Genomic DNA, 20,971 nt, shown 5'->3' on the forward strand with positions numbered 1-20,971 from the left:
CGGGCCTCCCCGGCTGACCGCGGCGCCCGCCGCGGCCAGGCTGGACCGCATGGAACCCGTCCTGGAACTCACCGCCGTCACCCGCCGCTTCCCCCGCGGCGTCGTCGCCCTGCGGGACGTGTCGCTGGCCGTGCCCGGCGGGCGGTTCGTCGCCGTCATGGGCGCGACCGGCTCGGGCAAGAGCACGCTGCTGCACTGCGCCGCCGGGCTCGACCGGCCCACCGCCGGCACCGTGCGGCTGGCCGGGCGCGACATCACCCGGATGCGCGAGGGCCCGCTGACCCGGCTGCGGCGCGACCGGCTCGGCTTCGTCTTCCAGTCGTACAACCTGCTCTCCGAGCTGAGCGTGCGGCAGAACGTCGCCCTGCCCGGCCGGCTCGGCGGGCCGCGCCCGCGCCGCATCGAGGACGTGCTGGAGACCGTCGGCCTCGGCGGGCTGGGCCGGCGCCCGGTCGGTGAGCTCTCCCGCGGGCAGCGCCAGCGGGTGGCGATCGCCCGGGCGCTGGTGACCGGGCCCGCGGTGATCCTCGCGGACGAGCCGACGGGCGCGCTCGACCCGGCGACCGGCGGCCGGATACTCGCCCTGCTCCGCGACGCGGTCGACCGTGACGGGGTGACGGTGGTGATGGTGACCCACGATCCGGCGGCGGCCGCCTGGAGCGACCGGCTGATCCTGCTGCGCGACGGCGCCCTCGCCGCCGACGGCCCGACCCCGGACGCCGCGGCGATCGCCGACCGGCTGCGCGGCGTTTCGGCGGTGGCGGCGTGATCCGGCAGGCCCTGCGCCGCAACCCTTGGTCGTTCCTCGGCCCGGCCGCCACCCAGTTCCTGGCGGCCGCGCTGGTCACGGCCGCGCTCGGGATCATGACCTCGGTCGACCGGGCGCCGCTCGACCCCGCCGCCCGGCGCGCGGTGACCGGCAGCGGCCTGCCCGACATGGCGATGATCTTCCTGATGCTCGCGATCTATCTGTCGATCATCATCGTCGGCGTCACGATGAGCGCCACGATCGCGCAACAGGCCCGCGACATCGCCCTGGTCCGGGCCATCGGCGCCACCCCGGGCCGGGTACGCCGGGCGATCGCCGCGCAGGCCGCGTGCGTGGCCGTGCCCGCAACCCTGGCCGGGGTGCCGTCCGGCTCGTTCGGCGGCCGGGCCTGGCTCGACGCCCTGGTCTCGCACGGCATCGCGCCACCGGCGGTCACCTTCCACGGCCACGCCGCGGCGCTGCCGATCGCCCTCGCGGTCACCTCGGCACCTCGCTGATCGGCGCGCTCGTCGCCGCCGTACGGCCCTCCCGGGTGCGTCCGGCGGTCGCGCTGGCCGAGACCGCGGCGCCCCGGCGGCGGACCGGCGGCGTCCGTACCGTGGCGGGCCTGATCCTCGTCTGCGGCGGGATCGGGCTGTCCGCGTCGATCGCCGGCCGCCCGGCGGAGGTCGCCGACCAGGCCGGGCTCTTCGTGATGCTGGCGATGTGCGTCGGCGCCGGCTGCCTCGGCCCGGCGCTGCTCACGGTCGCCGCGCCGGCCGCGCGCCTGCTCGGCGACGCCGGGCGCCTCGCGGCCGACAACGTCGGGGTCCGCGCGAAGGCGCTGTCCGGCGCCCTGGTGCCGCTCACCCTCGCGGTGGCGTTCGCGGCGGTCAAGGTCGCCTCGTACACGACGAGGGTGCACGTCACCGGCGAGCCGGGCCCGGCCGCGGACCGCTGGCTGGAGTACTCCGGCACGGCCGTCTACACGGCGTTCGCGGCGGTGGCCGCGCTGAACACGCTGGTCACGCTCGTGCTGGCCCGGCGCCGCGACCTGGCGGTCACCCAACTATCCGGCGGCACCCGGGGGCGCACGCTGGCCGTGGTCTTCTGCGAGGCTCTGGTGGTGACGGGTACGGCGCTGGCGGTGGCCGCGGTCGTGGCGACGACGACGCTGCTGCCGCTGCTGCACACCGCGCTGGGCACCTGGGTGCCGTGGCTGCCCCTGCCCTGGCTGCTCGCGGGCGTGCTCGGCACCGCGGCGCTGGTGTCGGCCGGCACCGTCCTGCCGACGGCGCTGGCCCTGCGCCGGCCGCCGATCGAGGTGGTCGGATGATCGTGCTGCGGGTCTGGCTGACCGCGCGCACCTGGCGCGAGCTCGGCTACCTGATCACCGGGGCGCTGGTCGCGGCGCCGACGTTCGTGCTCGGGCTGATCGGCATCGTCGCGGCGGTGTCCTCGGCGCTGACCGTCGGCCTGCCGATCCTGATCGGGGTGCTGGCCCTGGCCCGGCTCACCCCGCGCTGGTTCCGCGGCCACGCCCGCTACTTCCTCGGCTGGCGGTGGGGCGACCCGCCGCCGCTGCCGGCCGGCACGCCCTGGCGGCGGATCACGGCGCTGCTGCGGGACCCGGCCGCCTGGCGTGCGCTCGGCTACTGCCTGGCCCGCTGGCCGCTGACGATCGCCGGGGCGTACCCGGCGGCGATCGCCCTCGTCGTCGGGCCCGCGGCGCTCACGTATCCACTGTGGTGGTTCGCGGTGCCGGCCGATCTCGGCGCGTTCGACGCCGACGGCTGGGCGCACACCTGGTGGATCGCGCTGCAGGCCGTCGCGGTCCTGCTCGCGCTGCCCTGGTGGGTGCGGCTGGTCGTCGCCGCCGACGCCCTCCTGGTCCGGGCGCTGCTGCACCCGAGCCGGTCGCAGCGGCGCATCGCCGAGCTGGAGGCGGGCCGGGCCGCCCTGCAGGCCGACGCGACCGCGATGCTGCGCCGCGTCGAGCGCGACCTGCACGACGGTACGCAGGCCCGGCTGGTCGCGCTCGGCGTCACCCTGTCGCGGATCGAGCACCGCAGCACCGACGAGGCCGTACGCACGATGGCCGCCGACGCCCGGGGCACAGTCACCGAGGCGCTCGCCGAGCTGCGCGACATCGTCCGGGGCATGCACCCGCCCGCGCTCGACGACGGCCTCGACGTCGCGCTGACCACCCTCGCGGCCCGCAGCGCCGTCCCCGCCGAGGTCACCGTCTCGCCGGACGCGCGGCCGCCGGACGCGACCGCCTCCGCGCTGTACTTCGCGGTGGCCGAGCTGCTCACCAACGCGGCGCGGCACGCGGGCGCGAGCCGGGTGCGCGTCGGCCTGCACACGGTCGACGGGCGGCTGCGGCTCACGGTCACCGACGACGGGCGCGGCGGCGCGACCCTGCACTCCCCCGGCACGGGGCTCGCGGGCCTCGCGCGCCGGGCGTCCGCGCTGGACGGCTCGCTGACCGTCGACTCGCCACCGGGAGGCCCGACTACCGTGACCATGACCCTTCCCGTGGAGACCTGACATGCGCGTGGTGATCGCCGAGGACAACCCCCTGCTGCGCGACGGCATCGCGCTGCTGCTCGGCGAGCACGACATCGAGGTCGCCGGCGCGGTCGCCGACGCTTCCGCGCTGCTCGCCGCGGTCGCCGCCGATCCGCCCGACGCCGCCGTCGTCGACGTCCGGATGCCGCCGACGCACACCGACGAGGGGCTGCGTGCGGCGCTGACGATCAGGTCGGCGTACCCGCAGGTCGGTGTCCTGGTCTTCTCGCAGTGGGTGGAGACCAGCTACGCGCGGCAGCTGCTCTCCGAGCGCGTCGGCGGCGTCGGCTACCTGCTCAAGGACCGGATCGTGAGCACGGACGAGTTCGTCGGCGCGCTGCGGCGGGTCGCCGCCGGCGGCACGGCCCTCGACCCGGAGGTGGTCCGGCAGCTTCTCGCCGGCCCGGCCGTCGACGCCGGGCTGGCCCGGCTCACCGAGCGGGAGCGGGAGATCCTCGGCCTGCTCGCCGAGGGACGCTCGAACGTGGCGATCGCCGACGCGCTGCACGTGGTCGAGCGCAGCGTCGAGAAACACGTGACGGCCATCTTCACCAAGCTGGACCTGCCGCAGGCGCGCACCGACCACCGGCGCGTCCTGGCCGTGCTGCGCTATCTCCGATCATGAGCGGACGTGTTGTACCTTGCCGCGTGGCCACCCGTCCGTCCACTGAGGGAGAACGATGTCAACAAGTGTGTCCCGCCGAACGGCGCTGGGCCTGGGCGCCGCCGCGGCCACGATCGCGGGCGTCGGCATGAGCTCGCCCGCCGAGGCGGCGCGGTCCGGGCCGGCGCGCATCCGGAAGGTGTACGACAAGGAGAAGGCCAAGGCGGGCGGCGTATGGCACACCCACATCGCCGCCGTCGACCCGGCGGGCACGCCAAGGCCGGTGGTCGAGGACGACGCCGATCACGTCACGCAGGGCTACAGCGTGCAGAAGCTCGCCGTGGCCACCGCGGTCATGGACAAGATCGACCGGGGCGAACTGACCCTGGGCACCAAGCTGGACCTGCCGGCGAGCATCATCCTCGGCGGCTCGGGCATCTACCACCTGCACCGGGTGTGGGGTGACGAGATCACGGTCGCCAACTTCCTCACCGCGATGCTGCTGGTCTCGGACAACACCGCCGTGCGCATGTGCGGCCGCGTCGTGCCGGCCCTGGAGATCAACGAGATCCTCGCGGCCAAGGGCTTCGTGCACACCCGGGTCGAGCCGGTGGCCAACCCGAACCGGTTCTTCCTCGGCACGACCACCCCACGGGAGATGCACGACCTGCTCTGGCGGCTGGCGACCAGGACGCTGCTCGCGCCGGCCTCCTGCGACTTCCTGCTGAGCATCACGCGATGGCTCAACGGCTACCACGACGGCGTCCGCCGGGTGATGTCGTCGCGCGAGCGCGAGCGGGTCGCGACGAAGTACGGCGCCGACTTCAACAGCCTCGGCGAGTCGCGGCACGAGGCCGGCATCATGTTCGACGAGACGGGCGTGCCGCTGCTGACGTACGCGATGTTCGCCGAGGGCCTGGGCGAGCCCGAGAACTACGGCGCGACCCACCCGGCGGTGCAGGCGCACGCCAGGATCGGCCGGACCCTGATGGACAACCTGCCGGCGACGCCCGCGCCGGCGACCCGTTCGGCGGCGCCGCGCTCGCTGCCCAAGCCGTTCCGCCCGGTCAACGGCGGCTGATCCGCGCCGCGCGGGCCCGTCGACCACGGGCCCGCGCGGCCGGCCGCCCGGCACCGCCGGAGAGGCCGGCGACCAGATCCGACATCGATGGGCATGGACATGTGCTCGCTTGTGGACAAGCATGCGGGTATGACAGATCAGCGCGAAAGGCCCACGTCCTCGCGGCGCGCGTTCCTGTCGGCCTCGGCGGCCGCCGCCGCGACGCCCGTGCTCGGCGCCGGCCGCGCCAACGCCGCCGGCCGCGGCCCGCGCCGGCAGGCGCCCGACCGGGAGCTCAAGGCGATGCTCCGGGAGATCGATCCGCACCGGATCGGCACCACCGTCGCCCGGCTCGCCGCCTTCGGCACCCGGCACACCCTCTCCGCACAGGACAACCCCGTGCGGGGCATCGGCGCGGCGCGGGACTGGATCTTCGAGCGGCTCAGCGCGTACGCCGCCGAGTCGGGCGGGCGGATGACCGTCGAGCTGCAGTCCTTCGTCCAGCCGCCGGCGCCGCGCATCCCCGTGCCGACCCGGATCACCAACGTCGTCGCCACGCTGCGCGGCGACGCCGAACCCGGCCGGGTGTACGTGGTGACCGGCCACTACGACTCGCGCGCCACCGACGTCATGGACGCCACCAGCGACGCACCGGGCGCCGACGACGACGCCTCCGGCGTGGCGGTCATCATGGAACTGGCCCGCGTGATGGCCACCCGGCACACCGAGGCGACCATCGTCTTCGCCGCCGTCGCGGGCGAGGAGCAAGGCCTGTACGGCTCCGACCACCTGGCCCAGCAGTTCCGCGACGCGGGCGCCGACGTGCAGGCCATGTTCAGCAACGACATCGTCGGCACCGGCGACGCGCACGACGGCACGGCCGCGGACCCGCGTACCGTGCGGCTGTTCGTCGAGGGCGTGCCCACCGCGGAGACGGCCGCGGAGGCGAACGTCCGCAGGTCCGTCGGCGGCGAGAACGACGGCCCGTCGCGGCAGCTGGGCCGCTTCGTCCGGGACGTCGCGGAGAATCCGCAGACCGGGATGAAGGTCCGCGTGGTCTGGCGGCGCGACCGCTACCTGCGCGGCAGCGACCACATCTCGTTCCTGCTCCGCGGCTACCCCGCGGCCCGCTTCACCGAGCCGCGGGAGAACTTCGCCCACGAGCACCAGGACGTCCGCGTCGAGAACGGCATCCAGTACGGAGACCTGGTCGAATACTGCGACTTCGCCTACATCGCTCGGGTGGCCCGGGTGAACGGGGCGGTGCTGTGGTCGCTGGCACAGGCGCCGGGCACACCGACCGGCGTGGTGATCGACACGACCCAGCTGACCAACGCGACGACGCTGCGCTGGCAGCCGGGCACGGCGGCGGACCTGGCCGGCTACGAGGTGGTCTGGCGCGAGACGACCGCCCCGGACTGGACGAACGCGATGGCGGTCGGGAACGTGACCACGGTGACGATCGACCTGTCGAAGGACAACGTCTTCTTCGGCGTACGCGCGCTGGACCGCAGCGGCCACCGCAGCCCGGTGGCGGCGCCGCGGCCGTCGAGCTGAGGCGGCGGCTCAGCCGTTCCAGCGGTAGATCTGCCCGTCCCGCAGCTCGTAGGAGGCCGGCGGGCCCGGCGCGGGCGCGGCCGCCAGCCGCGCCAGCACCTTGTTGCGGCCACGCAGGTCCAGGCGCGGCTCGTGCCAGTGCAGGTAGGGGTGCAGCAGCACCTTCAGCGCGGCGGTGTCCCCACGCCCGGCGGCGGCCAGCACCTCAGCGACGATCCGGTCCATGACACCCATCCTGGACCCCGCCGGGATCAGCGGGGCGGCATCGTCTCCTGGCGGCGGTTCCTGCGCATTCGCCAGAGGCCCAGCAGAACCTGCAGCAGGCCCATCTTCGGCAGGTCCCCGACGGCGGGGCGGTATCCCGGCGGCAGGTCGTCGGGCAGATCCGGCATCGGCGGCGGCTCGGACAGGCCCAGCCGGGCCCGGACCACGGCGAAGAGCGCGGTGACGTCCGCGATCGCCTCCGGGAGCTCGCCGTACGAGGCGTACCCGCGCGCCTCGACCCGGCCGGTACCAACCAGGACCACGGACTCACCGACGACGCGGGGATCGCCGAGGAAGAGCTCGCACCCGGGAATCCCCGACTCCGCCCACCAGGCCCGCCAGGCGGGATCCCGGCCGACCGCGTAGGCGATGAGCTCGACGTCGTGCGCGTAGTCGTTGCCCGGCAGGGTGACCGCGATCAGCTGAAGCCAGTCGTCCGGCCCGGGCAGATGCAGCCAGTCGTCCGGCCGGGCGCCGTCGGCGGCGGGTGCCGGCCGCGGAGGTGACGGGGGCTCGCCCCATGCCGGATTGGTGCCGGACTCGTAGCTGAGCGCCGTCTCGTGTTCCCAGAGCCGTCCGGTGCCGCGCTCATACGCCGAGGACGCCACCGCAAGCAGGAGTTCGGCCTCCCGCCGCCGGAAACGGCGCAGTTCGGCGGGCCGCGCCAGGATCGCCTCGTAGGTCTCCCGGCCGGCCGCGACGGCGGCGCAGCGCACGTAGAGGAACCAGTCGCTGTGCACCCGGGCGGCCTTGGCGTGCGCGGGCGTGTCGAGCGCGTGCAGGACCTCACTAAGCCGATCCTCGAAGGCGATGATCGTCGCGGCGTCACGGGTGGCGAGCTCGTCCGTCAGGGCGGCGAAGTCGTCGTCGCCGCTCCGGCTGCCGATCAGCGCCCAGAACTCCTCCCGTGTCATGGCCGAGATCCTGCCAGCCGACGACCCCGCGAAAGATCATCCGCACGACCGGGCCGACCGGGCGTAACAGCGCGGGCGGGCCGCCTTTCGGCCGCGCACGCGGCCCCGACCGCCCGGAAGCAGACGTTGCGCCGGTGCGACCCGGTGCTAACGTGGCGACTCGTTTTCGCAGCTGGGAGGCATTGTCATGGCGGCTTCGGCCGAGGGGACCGCGCGGTGGCGCGCGGCGGCCGCCGTCGTCGCGCTGGTCGGCACCACCGTCCTCGCCGCCGGCACGCTGCGCCCGATCATCGACCAGGCGGTGTTCGCGCTGCGCGCCCCCGATTCGCCGTTCGCCGTCGCGGGATCGGTGTGGCTGCGCGCCGTGGTCTGGATGGCGGTCGGCGCCGCCGTCACGTCGCGGCGGCGGATCCTTGCGGTGCCGGTCGTATGGGCCGCCGTGGTGTTCGAGTTCATCGTCGCTCGAGGCGCCGACACCGATCTGGATGACAGCGCACCTGCCGGCGCCCAGTGGTGGCCGCTGATGGCCGCCGCGGTCGCGCTGCTGTTGAGCGTTTCCGGCCCGCTCGCTGCCGCGGCCCATCGACTCGGGCCTGCCGGCCGTCGGCTGTTGTCGGCCGTTGCGGCGGTGACCGCGGCGTCCTCGGCGTTGTTTCCGCTCTTCACCGAGTACTTCGCCGCGCCCGACCCGACGTCGGTCGAATACCTCGTCGACCCCGGCTTCTATCCGACCGCAGCGATCTCGACGGACGCGATCCGGACGATTTACGGCGTCACGTACGTGGCGCTGGCCGCCTTGATCGTGATGATCCTCGTCGCCGTCGACCCGGCGGTCCGGTCCCGGGCCGCCGCGCTGCTGGCGGCGTGCACGGCCGCCTTCGCCGTGCTGCAGCTGGGGGATCTGCCACTGTTCATGATGTTGGTCGCGCCCGTGCTGACGTATCCCGACCGGCTGGTCGCGCTGGCGGCGGCATCGGGCCTCGTATGCGGCCTGCTGCTGTGGCGGGTCCGCCGTGCCGACCGCACCAGACCGGACGTTTCAGGCGCTACCGACGCGCCATAGGCGCACCCCGCCCGCCCCGGCGCTCAAAAGACGGCCGGGTCCCCGTGAAGGGACCCGGCCGCCGTCGAGCTGATCAGGCGCCGCGGAGGGTGGCTCCCACGCGCGACGACGCCAGCGCCACCGCCGCGTCCCGGGCCGCGACGGCCTCCTCGACCGTCAGCGTCCGGTCCAGCGCGCGGAACGTCAGCTTGTACGCCAGGCTCTTCAGACCCGCGCCCACCTGCTCCGAGGCGTACACGTCGAAGAGCCGGACCGACTCCAGCAGTTCGCCCGCGCCGGCGACCAGCGCCGCCTCGACCTCGGCCGCCGGTACCGCCGCGTCGACGACCAGCGCCACGTCGATCAGCGCCGCCGGGAACGTGGAGATCCGGATCGCCTGGGTCACCGGGGTGGCCGGGATCGCGTCCAGGTCGAGCTCCATCGCGCAGGTGCGCTTCGGCAACTCCAGCGCCGCGAGCACGCCCGGGTGCAGCTCACCCGCGTACCCGACCACGGTGCCGTCGACCGCGATCGCCGCGCACCGGCCCGGGTGCCACGGCGGGTTCTCCGCCGCCCGTACCGTGACCCGGTCGTCGGTCAGGCCGGCCGCGGAGATCGCGATGCGCGCGGCCTCGATCGCGTCCGACCAGGTCGCCGGGCGTCCCTTTCCCCACCAGCCGGCCGGCGCCACCTCCCCGGTCAGTACCGCCGCCAGGTGCCACGGCTGCTCGGGGACGATCGCGTTCGCCGCCGCCCAGTCCTCATCGGACGGGCCGTGGTCCACCCCGAGCACCGGCGGCGCGGTGGCCGTCAGGTGCGGCAGGAAGACCGTGCCGGTCTCGTAGAGCGCCAGGTCGCGCTCGCCGCGGCCCAGGTTGCGCTTGAGGGTGCCGAGTAGCGGCGTGAGCAGCGACGTGCGCAGCAGCGGCTCCTGGTCGGAGATCGGGTTGGTCAGCCGCACCGCGCTGCGCCGCGGGTCGTCCGCGGCGAGCCCGAGGAGGTCGGCCGCGCCGGTCGAGATGAACGGGTACGACAGCACCTCGACGTAGCCGTTCTCGGCCATCGCCCGCCCGACCATGCGCCGGCGGCGCTGGGTCGGCGTCAGGACGCCGCCGCCGCGGGTCGGCGGCAGGACGCTCGGGATCACGTCGAAGCCGCCGAGCCGGGCCACCTCCTCGACCAGGTCGATGGGGCGGACCAGGTCCGGCCGCCAGGTCGGCGGCGTCACCTCGAGCGGCTCGGTGCCGCGCACCGTGCAGCCGATCAGGCTGAGCAGCGTGGTCACCTGCTCGGCCGAGTACCCGACGCCGATGCGCCGGGCGGGAAGCGTGCTGTCGAGCATCACCGCGGCGGGCGGGACGACGTAGTCCTGGTCGAGCACCCGCTCGTCGACGGTGCCGCCGGCGTGCGCGGTGAGCAGCTCGACCGCGCGCTGCAGGGCCACCAGCGGCAGGTGCGGGTCGACGCCGCGCTCCCAGCGCTTCGCCGCCTCGCTGAACAGCTTGTGCCGGCGGGCGGTGCGGCCCACCATCACCGGGTCCCAGTGCGCGGCCTCCAGCAGCACGTCCACCGTGTCCGGCTGGACCTCGCTGGTCTCGCCGCCCATGACCGCGGCGAGGCAGATCGGCCCCGAGTCGTCGCAGATCACCATGTCCTCGGCGTCGAGCACGCGCGCGACACCGTCCAGGGTGGTCAGCTTCTCCCCCATGCGGGCGCGGCGCACGACCAGACCGCCCCGCACGAGGTTCAGGTCGAAGACGTGCATCGGCTGGCCGAGCTCGAGCATCACGTAGTTGGTGATGTCGACGGCCAGGGAGATCGTGCGCACCCCGGCGGTGATCAGCCGGCGCTGCATCCACTCCGGCGACGGCGCGGACGGGTCGATGCCGCGCACGATGCGGGCCGCGTAGCGGTCGCAGCCGACCGTGTCGTCGATCCGCAGCGGGTACGCCGGCTCCGGCGTCGCGCCGGGCGCGTCGCCGATGCCCGGATCCGTGTACGCCGACTCGTACGCGTGCGACAGCTCGCGCGCCACGCCCCGGATGCTCATCTCGTACCCGCGGTCGGGGGTGATCTCGAGGTCGAGGACCACGTCGTCCAGCCCGACCAGCGGGCGGGCGTCGACGCCGGTCGGCGCCGAGTCCGGCGGCAGCACGATGATGCCGGAGTGGTCGCCGCTGAGCCCGAGCTCCGCGGCCGAGCAGATCATGCCGTTGGAGTTGCGCCCGTAGGTCTTGCGCGCACCGATCTTGAAGCCGCCGGGCAGCTCGCCGCCCGGCAGGATCACCACGACCAGGTCGCCGACCTCGAAGTTGCTCGCGCCGCAGACGATCTCCTGTGGCGCGGCGGCGCCGACGTCCACCCGGGTGAAGCGGATCGGCTTCTTGAAACCGGTCAGCTCCTCGATCTCGAGCACCCGGCCGACGACCAGGTCGCCCTTGACCGTGGCGGCCTGGTCGACGATCGACTCGACCTCGATGCCGATGTCGACCAGCTTGCGCTCGAGCTCGTCGGCGGAGAGCACCGCCGGCAGCTCCACGTACTCGCGGAGCCAGGACAGAGACAGCTTCATGTCAGACCGCCATCCCGAAGTTGCGGGTGAACCGGACGTCACCCTCCACCATGTCGCGCATGTCGCTCACGCCGTTGCGGAACATCAGCGTGCGCTCGACGCCCATCCCGAACGCGAACGCCGAGTAGCGCTCCGGGTCGACCCCGCTGGCCGTGAGCACCCGCGGGTTGACCATGCCGCAGCCGCCCCACTCGACCCAGCGCGGTCCGTCGCGGTGCTGCGCGAACCACACGTCGAACTCGGCCGACGGCTCGGTGAACGGGAAGTGGTTCGGCCGCCACCGGGTCCGGGCGTCCGGGCCGAACATCGCCCGGGCGAAGTGGTCGAGGGTGCCCTTGAGGTGCGCCATCGTGATGCCCTCGTCGACGACGAGGCCCTCGATCTGGTGGAACACCGGGCTGTGCGTGGCGTCCAGGTCGTCGGTGCGGTAGACGCGGCCCGGGCACACCACCCGGATCGGCGGCTGCCGGTCCAGCATCGTCCGCACCTGGCCGGGCGACGTGTGCGTGCGCATCACCAGGCCGGGGAGGTCGACGTAGAACGTGTCGATGAGCCCGCGCGCCGGGTGGTCCGGGCCGATGTTGAGCGCGTCGAAGTTGACCCAGTCGAGCTCGAGCTCGGGGCTCTCGACGACGTCGTAGCCCATGCCGACGAACAGGTCGGCCATGTGCTCCATCAGCGTCGTCAGCGGGTGCCGGGCGCCGCGCGGTGCCCGGTCCCAGGGCAGGGAGACGTCGACGCGCTCCTCGACCAGGACGCGGGCGGCGCGCTCGAGCTCCAGCTCGGCCAGCCGCGCGTCGAACGCCGCCTGCACGGACTGCCGGGCCACGTTGACGCGCTTGCCGGCCTCCGACTTCGCGTGCGGCGGCAGCGAACCGATCTCGCGCCGGGCCAGCGAAACCGGGGACCGGTCGCCGAGGTGTGCAGGCTTCAGCGCGCCGAGCGCGTCGAGGTCCGGCGCACCGGCGAACGCCTGCTCGGCGTCGGCGACGGCGGCCTCGAGAGCCTCGGGGGCGAGCAGGGCGGCCTGCTTCGGATCGTACGGATCGTTGCGGTAGGACATGATCGGGCGAACTCCCTCACACCGGATGAGCCATCGGGCAGTGTACGGAGGCGCGGCTGGGCCGCCGCCCGCCGGTCAGGAAGTTCGCGCAGGAGTGTCAGACCCGGCGCCCGCGACCAGCGGGCCGGATAAACATCGGGAGCACTCGGCGCATGGCGTCAGCATAACGCGACGGGCAACTCGGTTGCGCCGGACGTCAGCGCTGGGCGCGAGCCGAGGCGTACAGGCAGACCGCCGCGGCGGCCGCGAGGTTCAGGCTCTCCGCGCCGCCGTAGATCGGCACCCGGACCCGCCGGTCGGCCGCCTTCAGCAGCTCGTCGGGCAGGCCGTGCGCCTCGGAGCCGAAGAGCCAGGCGGTCGGCTTCGCCAGCGATCCGTCGTCGAGCAGGTCGTCGAGGCCCGCGTCGCCGGAACCGGTGGTGGCGAGGACCTGCAGGCCGAAGTCGCGCAGCTGGTCGACCACCAGCAGCGGGGCGCGCACCACGTCCACGTGGAAGAGGCTGCCCGCCGACGCCCGGACGCACTTGCCGTTGTAGGGGTCGACGGCGTCGCCGGCGAAGATCACCGCGCCCGCTCCGGCCGCGTCGGCGGTGCGCAGGACGGTGCCGGCGTTGCCCGGATCGCGGATCTCGACGGCCACCGCGACCAGGCGCGGCCCTTTGGACAGCGCCTCGGCCAGCGGCACGTCGATCTGCTCGCAGACCGCGACCAGGCCCTGCGGCTGGACCGTCTCGGCCAGCGCCGCGAGGCCGGGTTCGTCGATGGGGGACACGACGGGCGCCTGCGCCGCCAGGTCGGCGTGCCGCGACAGCCCCGCGTCCGTACCGAAGAGCTCGAGGACGACCCCCGCGGCCAGGGCGGACCGCACGGCCTGCGGTCCCTCCGCCAGGAAGCGGCCGGTCTGGTCGCGGTCGCGGCGGCGCTGCAGGCGCCGGGCGGCGACGACCCTTGGGGTACGGGGCGAGAAGGTCACGTGTCCTCCGGGAGGGAACAGCATCGGGGCGCCTCCCGGATACCCGGAAGACGCCCCGAAAGCGAGTTGCTCAGGCAGCCTGTGCGGCGGCGCCGCCGGTGCCCTCGGCCGCCACCGCGGTCCGCGCGATCTCGACGATCGCCGCGAACGAGGCGGCGTCGTTGACGGCCATGTCGGCGAGGATCTTGCGGTCCACCTCGACACCGGCCAGCTTCAGGCCCTGGATCAGGCGGTTGTAGGTCAGGCCGTTGGCCCGCGCGCCCGCGTTGATGCGCGTGATCCACAGCTGGCGGAAGTCGCCCTTGCGGTCACGGCGGTCGCGGTACGCGTACTGCATCGAGTGCAGCACCTGCTCCTTGGCCTTGCGGTACAGGCGCGAGCGCTGCCCGCGGTAGCCGCTGGCGGTCTCCAGCAGCGTACGGCGCTTCTTCTGGGCGTTCACTGCCCGCTTGACGCGTGCCATTTCGGTACTCCTAACAGGGGAACGTGTGTGGCGCGCGCGTCAGCGGCCCAGCATCTTCTTGACTCGCTTGGTGTCGGCCTTGGCCACCGTGACCGTACCGGTCATCCGGCGCGTGACGTGGGAGGACTTGCCCTCCAGCAGGTGGCGCTTACCGGCCAACTCCCGGACGATCTTGCCCTTGCCGGTGACCTTCACCCGCTTGCCCATGCCGGTGTGGCTCTTCATCTTCGGCACTTAGAACGCCTCTTCCGTTAATTACTTACTCTGCAGTGGCAGCGGTGCTGTCGACCGGCTCGGCGGCCGGCGGTGCCTCGGCGACGTCACCCTCGCGCGGCTCGCGCGGCGGGCGCGCGTTGGCCGCGATCACGGCCGCGGCGGCGGCCTTGGTGGCGCGGTGCGGTGCCAGCACCATGATCATGTTTCGGCCGTCCTGCTTAGGACTGGCCTCGACGAAACCCAGCTCCGAGATCTCTTCGCTGAGCCTGCGCAGGAGCCGGAAACCCAGCTCGGGGCGGCTCTGCTCACGACCACGGAACATGATCGTCACCTTGACCTTGTCGCCCGCCTTGAGGAACCGGACCACGTGACCCTTCTTGGTCTCGTAGTCGTGCGGGTCGATCTTCGGCCGGAGCTTCATTTCCTTGATGACGGTCTGTTGCTGGTTGCGCCGGGCTTCGCGCGCCTTGAGTGCACTCTCGTACTTGAACTTGCCGAAGTCCATGAGCTTGCACACCGGCGGGCGCGCCATCGGCGCTACCTCGACCAGGTCCAGGTCGACGTCCGCAGCCAGCTGAAGGGCGCGCTCAAGCGGGACGATGCCCACCTGCTCACCCTCAGGGCCGACCAGTCGGACTTCCCGTGCCCGGATCTGCTCGTTCACGCGTGGTTCGACGCTGATGGGGCCTCCTCAGAACGATCTAGTGGATGCCTCTCCCCGCGGTTTCGCCGCAGGAAAAGTACTGCCAATGTCGGTCGGCCCGCTCGCCCTCATCTGCAGGGCGACAGGAAAGCAGAAGGCCCCGGCACGCATGCCAGGGCCCGCTCGACCGGTCATCGGCGCCCATGAGGACGCACACCACGCCCGGACGGTCCCGGGGCGGTTGACCGGACCCAGCCACTCGAGGAGTGACTTGGGTGGGAACCAGCGGGCTCCTCTTTCGCGCCCGCGTCCGCTCTCCCGAGGGAAATCGTGCGCAGGCGTGGTCGACTACCAGGCGAGTCTACCAGCTCAGGAGGTGGCCGCCGAATGGAGGGCGCGAAGTGCGCGAACGCCCTCCACCGCGTACTCCTTGTCGGCGGCCTGCAGCGCATGGACCGGTACCGTATCGTCGTCGAGCATCTCGAGCGACGCCCACGGCGAGTTGCGGTCGAAGCGCACCGCCCGCACGGCGGACCACGGCAGCTCGTAGCCGCCGATCACGTTGCGCACCTTGACGCCCGCGGCGTCCGCGATCACCCGCGGCCGGGTGAAGGCGAGGATGCCGAGCCCGATCAGCACGCCGAGCCCGATCATCGCGCTCTGGTCGCCGCGCTGGAACTCGCCCATGTTGTCGCCGGTCGACCCGTGCAGGCCGAAGCTGAGCACGGTGAAGAGCACGACCACGGCGACCGCCAGCGCGCCGGCCACCCAGCGGATGCGGCGGGGCCGGAACACGACGGTCGCCTCGGTCGAAGTCACGTCCACCACTGTGCCACGGCCCCTCACAGCCGGCAGTTGGAGATGTCGGTCACCAGGATCGCCCGCGCGCCGAGGTCGTACAGCTCGTCCATGATCCGGTGCACGTCGTCGCGCCGGACCATGGCCTCCACGGCGACCCAGCCCTCGCGGTGCAGCGGCGACACCGTCGGCGACTCGATGCCCGGGGTCAGCGCGGTCGCGCTCTCCAGCAGGTCGGCCCGCACGTCGTAGGCGAGCATCACGTAGCCGCGGGCGACCAGCACGCCCTGCAGACGCCGCATGAGCTGCGCGGAAGCGCCGGAGTCCGCCGTCGTCTCGCGGCCGATCAGGATCGCCGAGGAGCGCATGATCGGCTCGCCGACGGTGATCAGCCCGGCCTGGCGCAGCGTGGTTCCGGTCTCGACCACGTCGGCGATCAGGTCGGCGACGCCGAGGCGCACGGCGTTCTCGACGGCGCCGTCGAGGCGCACCACCTCGGCCTTGAGGTCGTGCTCGTCCAGATAGCGCTCGACCACCCCGGGGTAGGCGGTGGCGATGCGGCGCCCGCCGATCGACGCGGTGGAGTCGAGCGAGCCGGCGGGGGCGGCCCAGCGGAACGTGGCGCCGCCGAAGCCCAGGTCGAGCAGCTCCCGCGCGGGTACGCCGGAGTCGACGAGCAGGTCCCGGCCGGTGATGCCGAGATCCAGATCACCCGAGCCGACATACGTGGCGATGTCCCGCGGCCGCAGGTAGAAGAACTCGACGTTGTTGGCCTCGTCACGGCAGACGAGTTCCTTGGGATCGGTGCGCTGGCGGTAGCCGGCGTCGCGCAGCATCTGTGCGGCCGGGGCGGACAGGGTGCCTTTGTTCGGGATGGCGATGCGCAGCATCGACGTGCTCCTTCGATCGGATTCGACAGAGGCGGAGAGCACGTCAGAGATGTCGGTACACGTCCTTCAGCTCGAGCCCGGTGGCGATCATCAGGACCTGCGCCTGGTAGAGCAGCTGGGAGATCTCCTCGGCGGCGCGCTCCGGCCCCTCGTGCTCGGCGGCCATCCAGGACTCGGCCGCCTCCTCGACGACCTTCTTCCCGATGAAGTGCACGCCACGGTCCAGCGCCGCCACGGTGGACGAACCCTCGGTCCGCTGCACCGCCTTCGCCTGCAACTCGGCGAACAACTCTTCGAACGTCTTCACGGGAGACGATTGTGGCAGCTCATCACGGGATGACGACGGACGACCCCAACGGGTGGGACGTGGGTAAGCTCCCCGGCATGGTCAGCAGATTCACCATCGCCGCCGTCGGCGGCGCGGCCGTGCTCCTCATCACACTCGCGGGCTGCGCGCCCGCCGACGAGGCGGGACCCTCGGCCGGCGCCTCCGCCTCACCGTCCGGCTCCGCCTGCCCGGCCGGTGCGCTCGACACGCGGGCCGCCGGCAAGCTAACCATCGGCACCGACAACCCGGCGTACGAGCCGTGGTTCTCCGGCAACAAGCCGGGCAACGGCAAGGGCTTCGAGTCCGCGGTCGCGTACCAGGTCGCCGAGCGCCTCGGCTACCCGGCGCAGAACGTGGTGTGGACCCAGGTGACGTTCAACAACGCCATCGCGCCGGGCCCGAAGGCGTTCGACTTCGACATCAACCAGTTCTCGATCACGCCCGAGCGGCGCAAGGCCGTCGACTTCTCCTCGCCGTACTACCTCGTGCGCCAGACGGTGATCACGAACGCGGGCTCGAAGATCGCCGGGGCGAAGACCGTCGTGGAGCTCCGGTCCGCCAGGCTCGGCGCGCAGGTCGGCACCACCAGCTACCAGGCGATCAACGAGCTGATCAAGCCGGAGACCAAGCCGCTGGTCTACAACAACAACGACGACGCCAAGGCGGCCCTGGAGAACGGCCAGGTCGACGGCATCGTGGTCGACCTGCCGACCGCGTTCTACATGACCGCGGCCGAGCTGAAGGACGGCGTGATCGTCGGCCAGTTGCCGCAGGTGGGCGTACCGGAGCAGTTCGGGCTGGTCCTCGACCTCGACTCACCGCTGACCGGCTGCGTCAGCCAGGCCGTCGACCAGCTGCGCCAGGACGGCACCCTCGCGGTCCTCGAGAAGCAGTGGCTGGCCGGCACGGACGGGGCCCCCGAACTCTCGTGAGCGCCGAGCTACACCGGCCCTCCGAGATCCAGCGCGGGCGGATCGCCTACCGGCGACGGCAGACGATCCGCTCCGTGCTGCTCTCGGCCCTGTCCACCGGCGTCGTCGGCGTGCTGCTCGTGGTGGCGGTCACCGGCGCGCCCGGCTGGGACCGGGTCAAGCAGTCGTTCTTCGACCCCGAGGTGGCCCGGCGGTACCTGCCGGCCATCCTCGAGGGTCTCTGGCTCAACCTGCGGCTGCTGGTCGTCTGCGCGGTCCTGGCCCTGGCCCTCGGCCTGCTGATCGCGACGCTGCGCACCCTGCGCGGTCCGGTCTTCTTCCCGGTACGGGCGCTGGCGACGGGCTACACCTACGCGTTCCGCGGCCTGCCGTTGATCATCGTGATCTACCTGGCGGCCTTCGGCGTGCCCGGCCTGCGGCTGCAGGGCACCCCGGGCGTGCTGGTGCTGGGCGGGGCCGCGCTGATCATCACGTACGGGGCGTACCTGGCCGAGGTCTTCCGGGCCGGCATCGAGTCGGTGCACCCGAGCCAGCTCGCCGCGGCGCGGTCGCTGGGGCTGACGTACCGGCAGACGATGCGCCACGTGGTGCTGCCGCAGGCGATCCGCCGGGTCGCGCCGCCGCTGCTCAACGACACGGTGGCGCTGCAGAAGGACGTCGGGCTGGTGTCGCTCGCCGGCCCGATCGATGCCGTGCGCGCCGCCCAGATCGGCGTCGCGCAGGACGCCAACTTCACGCCCTACGTCGTGGCGGGGGTGCTCTTCGTGCTGCTCGCGCTGCCGCTGATCTCCGTCACCGACTGGGTCACGCTGCGCGCGGCCCGCCGCCAGTCCGCGGGGGTCTGATGCTGCTGTCCTGCGAGAACGTTCGCAAGACCTTCGGCGCCGGCGTCGTGCTCGACGACCTGTCGCTGGAGGTCGACGAGCACCGGGTCGTCGCGCTGATCGGCGCCTCCGGCTCCGGCAAGTCGACGCTGCTGCGCTGCATCAACCTGCTCACCGAGATCGACGACGGCGTCATCCGGCTCGACGGCGAGGACATCACCGACCCGCGGGTCGACCCGGACCTGGTCCGCCGGCGCATCGGCATGGTGTTCCAGTCGTACAACCTGTTCCCGCACATGACCGTGCTGCGCAACATCACACTGGCGCCCGCCCGGGTGCACCGGCGGGCCGCCGCCGAGGTCAGGGACCAGGCCATGGAGTGGCTGGGCCGGGTCGGGCTGGCCGACAAGGCGGACAGCTATCCCGACCGGCTCTCCGGCGGCCAGCAGCAGCGGGTCGCGATCGTCCGGGCGCTGGTCAACAGCCCGCGGCTGCTGCTGCTGGACGAGGTCACCTCGGCGCTCGACCCGGAACTGGTCGGCGAGGTGCTGACGATGATCCGCGGTCTCAAGGACGACGGCATGACGATGGTGCTCGCCACCCACGAGATGGGCTTCGCCCGGCAGGTCGCCGATCAGGTGGTCTTCCTCGACGGCGGCCGGGTCCTCGAGGCCGGCCCGCCCGACCGGGTGCTCGGCGACCCGTCGCAGCCGCGGACCCGGCAGTTCCTCGCCCGGATCATCGAGGCCGGCCGGCTCTGACGGGCCGGCTCAGCCCGCCGGGAAGCGTAGGACGCGGTCGTCGCCGTCGCGCACGTCGCCGCGGCCGTCGGTGTTCGAGGTGGTCAGCCAGAGCGCACCGTCCGGGGCGATCTCGACGGTCCGGAGCCGGCCGTAGCGCTGCCTGAACACCGCGGACGGCTCGCCGACGGTGTCGCCGTCGAGCGGTATGGTCCACAGCCGCTGCCCCCGCAGGGCGGCCACGTAGGCGGTGTCGCCGGCGATCGCCATCCCGGACGGCGAGGCGTCGCGAACGGACCAGGTGACCAGCGGGTTGGTGTAGCGCCCGCCGTCGGTGTCACCGCCCCCTTCGACCTCCGGCCAGCCGTAGTCGCGCCCGGGCCGGATCAGGTTCACCTCGTCGAGGGTGCTCTGCCCGAACTCGGTGGCGAACAGCCGTCCCGCGGAGTCCCAGGCCAGGCCCTGCACGTTGCGGTGGCCGAGGCTGTACACCGGCGAGTCCGCCGCCGGGTTGCCCGGTGCCGGCGCGCCGTCGGGCGTCAGGCGCAGGATCTTGCCGTTGGGGCTCGCCGGGTCCGGTGCCCGGGAGGTCTCCCCGGCGTCGCCGGTGCCGGCGTAGAGCATGCCGTCGGGCCCGAACGCGATCCGGCCTCCGTTGTGGAACCGGGCCTTGGCGATGCCGTCGAAGACCACCTCGGGCGGTCCGCCGCCGAGGTGGAACCGGACGATGCGGTTGTCCCGCGCGGCGGTGAGGTAGGCGTAGACGAGGTCGTCGTCGGCGAAGGCCGGTGAGACGGCGAGACCCAGCAGGCCGCTCTCCCCGCGGGCCACGACGCCCGGCACCCGGTACACCTCGCGGGCCGCGCCGCCGCCGGGCGTCAGCCGCAGCACCCGGCCGGTGTTCCGCTCGGCGACCAGGGCGTCGCCGCCCGGCAGGAAGGCCAGCCCCCACGGCACGTCGATGCCCCGGGCGATCTCCTCGCCGGCGCCGAGGTCCGGTGCCGCGGACGGCGTGCTGGGCGCGGTGCTCGTGGCGACGACGACGGGCGCGCCGTCGGCACCGCCGCCGTCACAGCCCGCGAGGACGCACGCCGCGACCAGCGTGGCGACGCCGGCCCGCCACCGGCTGCCGGTCGTGATCACTGCCATGGCGTTCCTCCGGGGCTGCTGGTGAACGGGACCGCGTGTCCGCGTCACACATAAGCATCAACACCCGCAGATCGCCATCACCCGCAGTGCCGACCCCACCGGCGGCCGCCCGCCGGCACTGGCGGGCGGGCGGCCGGCGCCCCTACTTGCCGAGGTCCCGGATCGCGATGACCGCGTCGAGAACGGCGACCGTGGCCTGCCAGCCCTTGTCCTCGATCGAGTCCTCCAGGCCCGCCCGGTCCTTCGCCTGGCCCAGGCTCTCCACGGTCAGCACGCCGTGCGCGACCGGGGTCTGCTCGTCCAGCGCGACCCGGGTCAGCCCGCTGGTCACGGCGTCGTTGACGTAGTCGAAGTGCGGGGTCTCACCGCGGATGACCACGCCGAGCGCGACGACCGCGTCGCAGCGCTTGGCCAGCGCCTGCGCCACGACGGGCAGCTCCACCGAGCCGGCCACCCGCGCCACGATCACCTCGTCGACGCCGCATGCCTTGGCGGCCGCCTGCGCCCGCTCGACCATGTGGTCGACCAGGTCGGAGTGCCAGCGCGAGCCCACGATGCCGAGTTTGACCCCGGCGGCGTCGACGGTGTTCATGTGCGGATCCCCGAAACCGGCCATTTTT

General features: G+C 73.2%; 24 protein-coding genes. 11 read left to right on the top strand and 13 right to left on the bottom strand.

Translation table 11 applies throughout. From position 1 onward, the window contains the following. The first annotated feature begins 49 nt into the window (after positions 1–49). The 7 genes from AB0B58_RS30915 to AB0B58_RS30945 all read left to right on the top strand — a co-directional run bounded on the left by AB0B58_RS30915 (position 50) and on the right by AB0B58_RS30945 (position 6,540). Entirely contained in the window at positions 50–769 is a 720-nt protein-coding gene (locus AB0B58_RS30915; RefSeq protein WP_360230699.1) for an ABC transporter ATP-binding protein, read from the top strand. Further along, the gene (locus AB0B58_RS30920; protein WP_360230701.1) at positions 766–1,266 is read left to right on the top strand and encodes an FtsX-like permease family protein; all 501 of its coding nucleotides are present in this window, start codon (positions 766–768) and stop codon (positions 1,264–1,266) included. The genes AB0B58_RS30915 and AB0B58_RS30920 overlap by 4 nt, the downstream gene beginning before the upstream one ends. Positions 1,267–1,301: 35 nt before the next feature. After that, complete coding sequence (locus tag AB0B58_RS30925) at positions 1,302–2,084, top strand: hypothetical protein (RefSeq protein ID WP_360230703.1); 783 nt, start codon at positions 1,302–1,304, stop codon at positions 2,082–2,084. Continuing rightward, a complete protein-coding gene (locus AB0B58_RS30930) occupies positions 2,081–3,298 on the top strand; it encodes a sensor histidine kinase (RefSeq protein ID WP_360230705.1) in 1,218 nt (405 codons plus the stop codon). The genes AB0B58_RS30925 and AB0B58_RS30930 overlap by 4 nt, the downstream gene beginning before the upstream one ends. Before the next feature lies 1 nt (position 3,299). Further along, positions 3,300–3,944, top strand: coding sequence for a response regulator transcription factor (locus tag AB0B58_RS30935; protein WP_360230707.1), 645 nt, complete (start codon positions 3,300–3,302; stop codon positions 3,942–3,944). A 55-nt stretch (positions 3,945–3,999) separates the two neighbouring features. Then, entirely contained in the window at positions 4,000–5,004 is a 1,005-nt protein-coding gene (locus AB0B58_RS30940; protein ID WP_360230709.1) for a serine hydrolase, read from the top strand. A 129-nt stretch (positions 5,005–5,133) separates the two neighbouring features. Beyond that, positions 5,134–6,540: a M28 family metallopeptidase gene (locus AB0B58_RS30945; protein WP_360230711.1), complete on the top strand. Its 1,407-nt coding sequence runs from the start codon at positions 5,134–5,136 to the stop codon at positions 6,538–6,540. A 9-nt stretch (positions 6,541–6,549) separates the two neighbouring features. On the opposite strand, the gene AB0B58_RS30950 is transcribed toward AB0B58_RS30945, so the two are convergent. Both AB0B58_RS30950 and AB0B58_RS30955 read right to left on the bottom strand, forming a co-directional pair. After that, complete coding sequence (locus AB0B58_RS30950; protein WP_360230713.1) at positions 6,550–6,765, bottom strand: nuclear transport factor 2 family protein; 216 nt, start codon at positions 6,763–6,765, stop codon at positions 6,550–6,552. Between the two features lie 26 nt (positions 6,766–6,791). Next, positions 6,792–7,718, bottom strand: a complete 927-nt coding sequence (locus AB0B58_RS30955; RefSeq protein ID WP_360230715.1) for a DUF4240 domain-containing protein — start codon at positions 7,716–7,718, stop codon at positions 6,792–6,794. Between the two features lie 187 nt (positions 7,719–7,905). Here AB0B58_RS30955 and AB0B58_RS30960 point away from each other — a divergent pair, with 187 nt between their 5' ends. After that, positions 7,906–8,781 carry a hypothetical protein gene (locus AB0B58_RS30960; protein ID WP_360230717.1) on the top strand — a complete coding sequence of 292 codons (876 nt, stop codon included), beginning with the start codon at positions 7,906–7,908 and terminating at the stop codon, positions 8,779–8,781. A gap of 73 nt (positions 8,782–8,854) precedes the next feature. Here the strand turns inward: AB0B58_RS30960 and pheT are convergent, their stop codons facing one another. The 9 genes from pheT to AB0B58_RS31005 form a co-directional block, all read right to left on the bottom strand. Next, positions 8,855–11,332 carry a phenylalanine--tRNA ligase subunit beta gene (pheT, locus tag AB0B58_RS30965; RefSeq protein ID WP_360230719.1) on the bottom strand — a complete coding sequence of 826 codons (2,478 nt, stop codon included), beginning with the start codon at positions 11,330–11,332 and terminating at the stop codon, positions 8,855–8,857. 1 nt (position 11,333) lies between these two features. Next, positions 11,334–12,395: a phenylalanine--tRNA ligase subunit alpha gene (gene pheS, locus AB0B58_RS30970; RefSeq protein WP_360230721.1), complete on the bottom strand. Its 1,062-nt coding sequence runs from the start codon at positions 12,393–12,395 to the stop codon at positions 11,334–11,336. Between the two features lie 196 nt (positions 12,396–12,591). Next, on the bottom strand, positions 12,592–13,392 hold the full coding sequence (locus tag AB0B58_RS30975; RefSeq protein ID WP_360230723.1) for an RNA methyltransferase: 801 nt from the start codon (positions 13,390–13,392) through the stop codon (positions 12,592–12,594). 46 nt (positions 13,393–13,438) lie between these two features. Next, positions 13,439–13,831 carry a 50S ribosomal protein L20 gene (rplT, locus tag AB0B58_RS30980; RefSeq protein WP_360230725.1) on the bottom strand — a complete coding sequence of 131 codons (393 nt, stop codon included), beginning with the start codon at positions 13,829–13,831 and terminating at the stop codon, positions 13,439–13,441. A gap of 39 nt (positions 13,832–13,870) precedes the next feature. After that, positions 13,871–14,065: a 50S ribosomal protein L35 gene (rpmI, locus tag AB0B58_RS30985; protein ID WP_125806262.1), complete on the bottom strand. Its 195-nt coding sequence runs from the start codon at positions 14,063–14,065 to the stop codon at positions 13,871–13,873. A 25-nt stretch (positions 14,066–14,090) separates the two neighbouring features. Beyond that, the gene (gene infC / locus AB0B58_RS30990; protein WP_360230728.1) at positions 14,091–14,711 is read right to left on the bottom strand and encodes a translation initiation factor IF-3; all 621 of its coding nucleotides are present in this window, start codon (positions 14,709–14,711) and stop codon (positions 14,091–14,093) included. A 348-nt stretch (positions 14,712–15,059) separates the two neighbouring features. After that, the gene (locus AB0B58_RS30995; RefSeq protein WP_360230730.1) at positions 15,060–15,509 is read right to left on the bottom strand and encodes a PH domain-containing protein; all 450 of its coding nucleotides are present in this window, start codon (positions 15,507–15,509) and stop codon (positions 15,060–15,062) included. 23 nt (positions 15,510–15,532) lie between these two features. Further along, positions 15,533–16,378, bottom strand: a complete 846-nt coding sequence (hisG, locus tag AB0B58_RS31000) for an ATP phosphoribosyltransferase (RefSeq protein WP_360230732.1) — start codon at positions 16,376–16,378, stop codon at positions 15,533–15,535. Positions 16,379–16,421: 43 nt separating this feature from the next. Then, positions 16,422–16,685 carry a phosphoribosyl-ATP diphosphatase gene (locus tag AB0B58_RS31005; RefSeq protein ID WP_184991619.1) on the bottom strand — a complete coding sequence of 88 codons (264 nt, stop codon included), beginning with the start codon at positions 16,683–16,685 and terminating at the stop codon, positions 16,422–16,424. A 77-nt stretch (positions 16,686–16,762) separates the two neighbouring features. Here AB0B58_RS31005 and AB0B58_RS31010 point away from each other — a divergent pair, with 77 nt between their 5' ends. From AB0B58_RS31010 to AB0B58_RS31020, 3 genes are read left to right on the top strand one after another with little or no spacing between them, the layout of a single operon-like run. Beyond that, entirely contained in the window at positions 16,763–17,638 is an 876-nt protein-coding gene (locus tag AB0B58_RS31010) for an ABC transporter substrate-binding protein (RefSeq protein ID WP_360230735.1), read from the top strand. After that, complete coding sequence (locus AB0B58_RS31015; RefSeq protein ID WP_360230737.1) at positions 17,635–18,483, top strand: amino acid ABC transporter permease; 849 nt, start codon at positions 17,635–17,637, stop codon at positions 18,481–18,483. The genes AB0B58_RS31010 and AB0B58_RS31015 overlap by 4 nt, the downstream gene beginning before the upstream one ends. Then, positions 18,483–19,223 carry an amino acid ABC transporter ATP-binding protein gene (locus AB0B58_RS31020; protein WP_360230739.1) on the top strand — a complete coding sequence of 247 codons (741 nt, stop codon included), beginning with the start codon at positions 18,483–18,485 and terminating at the stop codon, positions 19,221–19,223. The genes AB0B58_RS31015 and AB0B58_RS31020 overlap by 1 nt, the downstream gene beginning before the upstream one ends. A 9-nt stretch (positions 19,224–19,232) precedes the next feature. Here AB0B58_RS31020 and AB0B58_RS31025 read toward each other — a convergent pair whose 3' ends face one another. Continuing rightward, entirely contained in the window at positions 19,233–20,351 is a 1,119-nt protein-coding gene (locus AB0B58_RS31025) for a PQQ-dependent sugar dehydrogenase (protein WP_360230741.1), read from the bottom strand. Between the two features lie 142 nt (positions 20,352–20,493). Then, positions 20,494–20,967 (bottom strand): 6,7-dimethyl-8-ribityllumazine synthase, encoded by a 474-nt coding sequence (gene ribH / locus AB0B58_RS31030; RefSeq protein ID WP_360230743.1) that lies wholly within the window; start codon positions 20,965–20,967, stop codon positions 20,494–20,496. Between the last annotated feature and the right edge of the window lie 4 nt (positions 20,968–20,971).

The organism is Actinoplanes sp. NPDC049118 (assembly GCF_040648555.1).
GTDB lineage: Bacteria > Actinomycetota > Actinomycetes > Mycobacteriales > Micromonosporaceae > Actinoplanes.

Coding starts and splice junctions, on each gene's coding strand:
- AB0B58_RS30975 (WP_360230723.1), bottom strand. CDS start 13,392: ATGCTGTTCCCTCCCGGAGGACACGTGACCTTCTCGCCCCGTACCCCA.
- AB0B58_RS30955 (WP_360230715.1), bottom strand. CDS start 7,718: ATGACACGGGAGGAGTTCTGGGCGCTGATCGGCAGCCGGAGCGGCGAC.
- AB0B58_RS30935 (WP_360230707.1), top strand. CDS start 3,300: ATGCGCGTGGTGATCGCCGAGGACAACCCCCTGCTGCGCGACGGCATC.
- AB0B58_RS30960 (WP_360230717.1), top strand. CDS start 7,906: ATGGCGGCTTCGGCCGAGGGGACCGCGCGGTGGCGCGCGGCGGCCGCC.
- AB0B58_RS30915 (WP_360230699.1), top strand. CDS start 50: ATGGAACCCGTCCTGGAACTCACCGCCGTCACCCGCCGCTTCCCCCGC.
- AB0B58_RS30930 (WP_360230705.1), top strand. CDS start 2,081: ATGATCGTGCTGCGGGTCTGGCTGACCGCGCGCACCTGGCGCGAGCTC.
- AB0B58_RS30940 (WP_360230709.1), top strand. CDS start 4,000: ATGTCAACAAGTGTGTCCCGCCGAACGGCGCTGGGCCTGGGCGCCGCC.
- AB0B58_RS31010 (WP_360230735.1), top strand. CDS start 16,763: ATGGTCAGCAGATTCACCATCGCCGCCGTCGGCGGCGCGGCCGTGCTC.
- AB0B58_RS31020 (WP_360230739.1), top strand. CDS start 18,483: ATGCTGCTGTCCTGCGAGAACGTTCGCAAGACCTTCGGCGCCGGCGTC.
- AB0B58_RS30950 (WP_360230713.1), bottom strand. CDS start 6,765: ATGGACCGGATCGTCGCTGAGGTGCTGGCCGCCGCCGGGCGTGGGGAC.
- ribH (WP_360230743.1), bottom strand. CDS start 20,967: ATGGCCGGTTTCGGGGATCCGCACATGAACACCGTCGACGCCGCCGGG.
- pheT (WP_360230719.1), bottom strand. CDS start 11,332: ATGAAGCTGTCTCTGTCCTGGCTCCGCGAGTACGTGGAGCTGCCGGCG.
- AB0B58_RS30945 (WP_360230711.1), top strand. CDS start 5,134: ATGACAGATCAGCGCGAAAGGCCCACGTCCTCGCGGCGCGCGTTCCTG.
- hisG (WP_360230732.1), bottom strand. CDS start 16,378: ATGCTGCGCATCGCCATCCCGAACAAAGGCACCCTGTCCGCCCCGGCC.
- pheS (WP_360230721.1), bottom strand. CDS start 12,395: ATGTCCTACCGCAACGATCCGTACGATCCGAAGCAGGCCGCCCTGCTC.
- AB0B58_RS31025 (WP_360230741.1), bottom strand. CDS start 20,351: ATGGCAGTGATCACGACCGGCAGCCGGTGGCGGGCCGGCGTCGCCACG.
- rplT (WP_360230725.1), bottom strand. CDS start 13,831: ATGGCACGCGTCAAGCGGGCAGTGAACGCCCAGAAGAAGCGCCGTACG.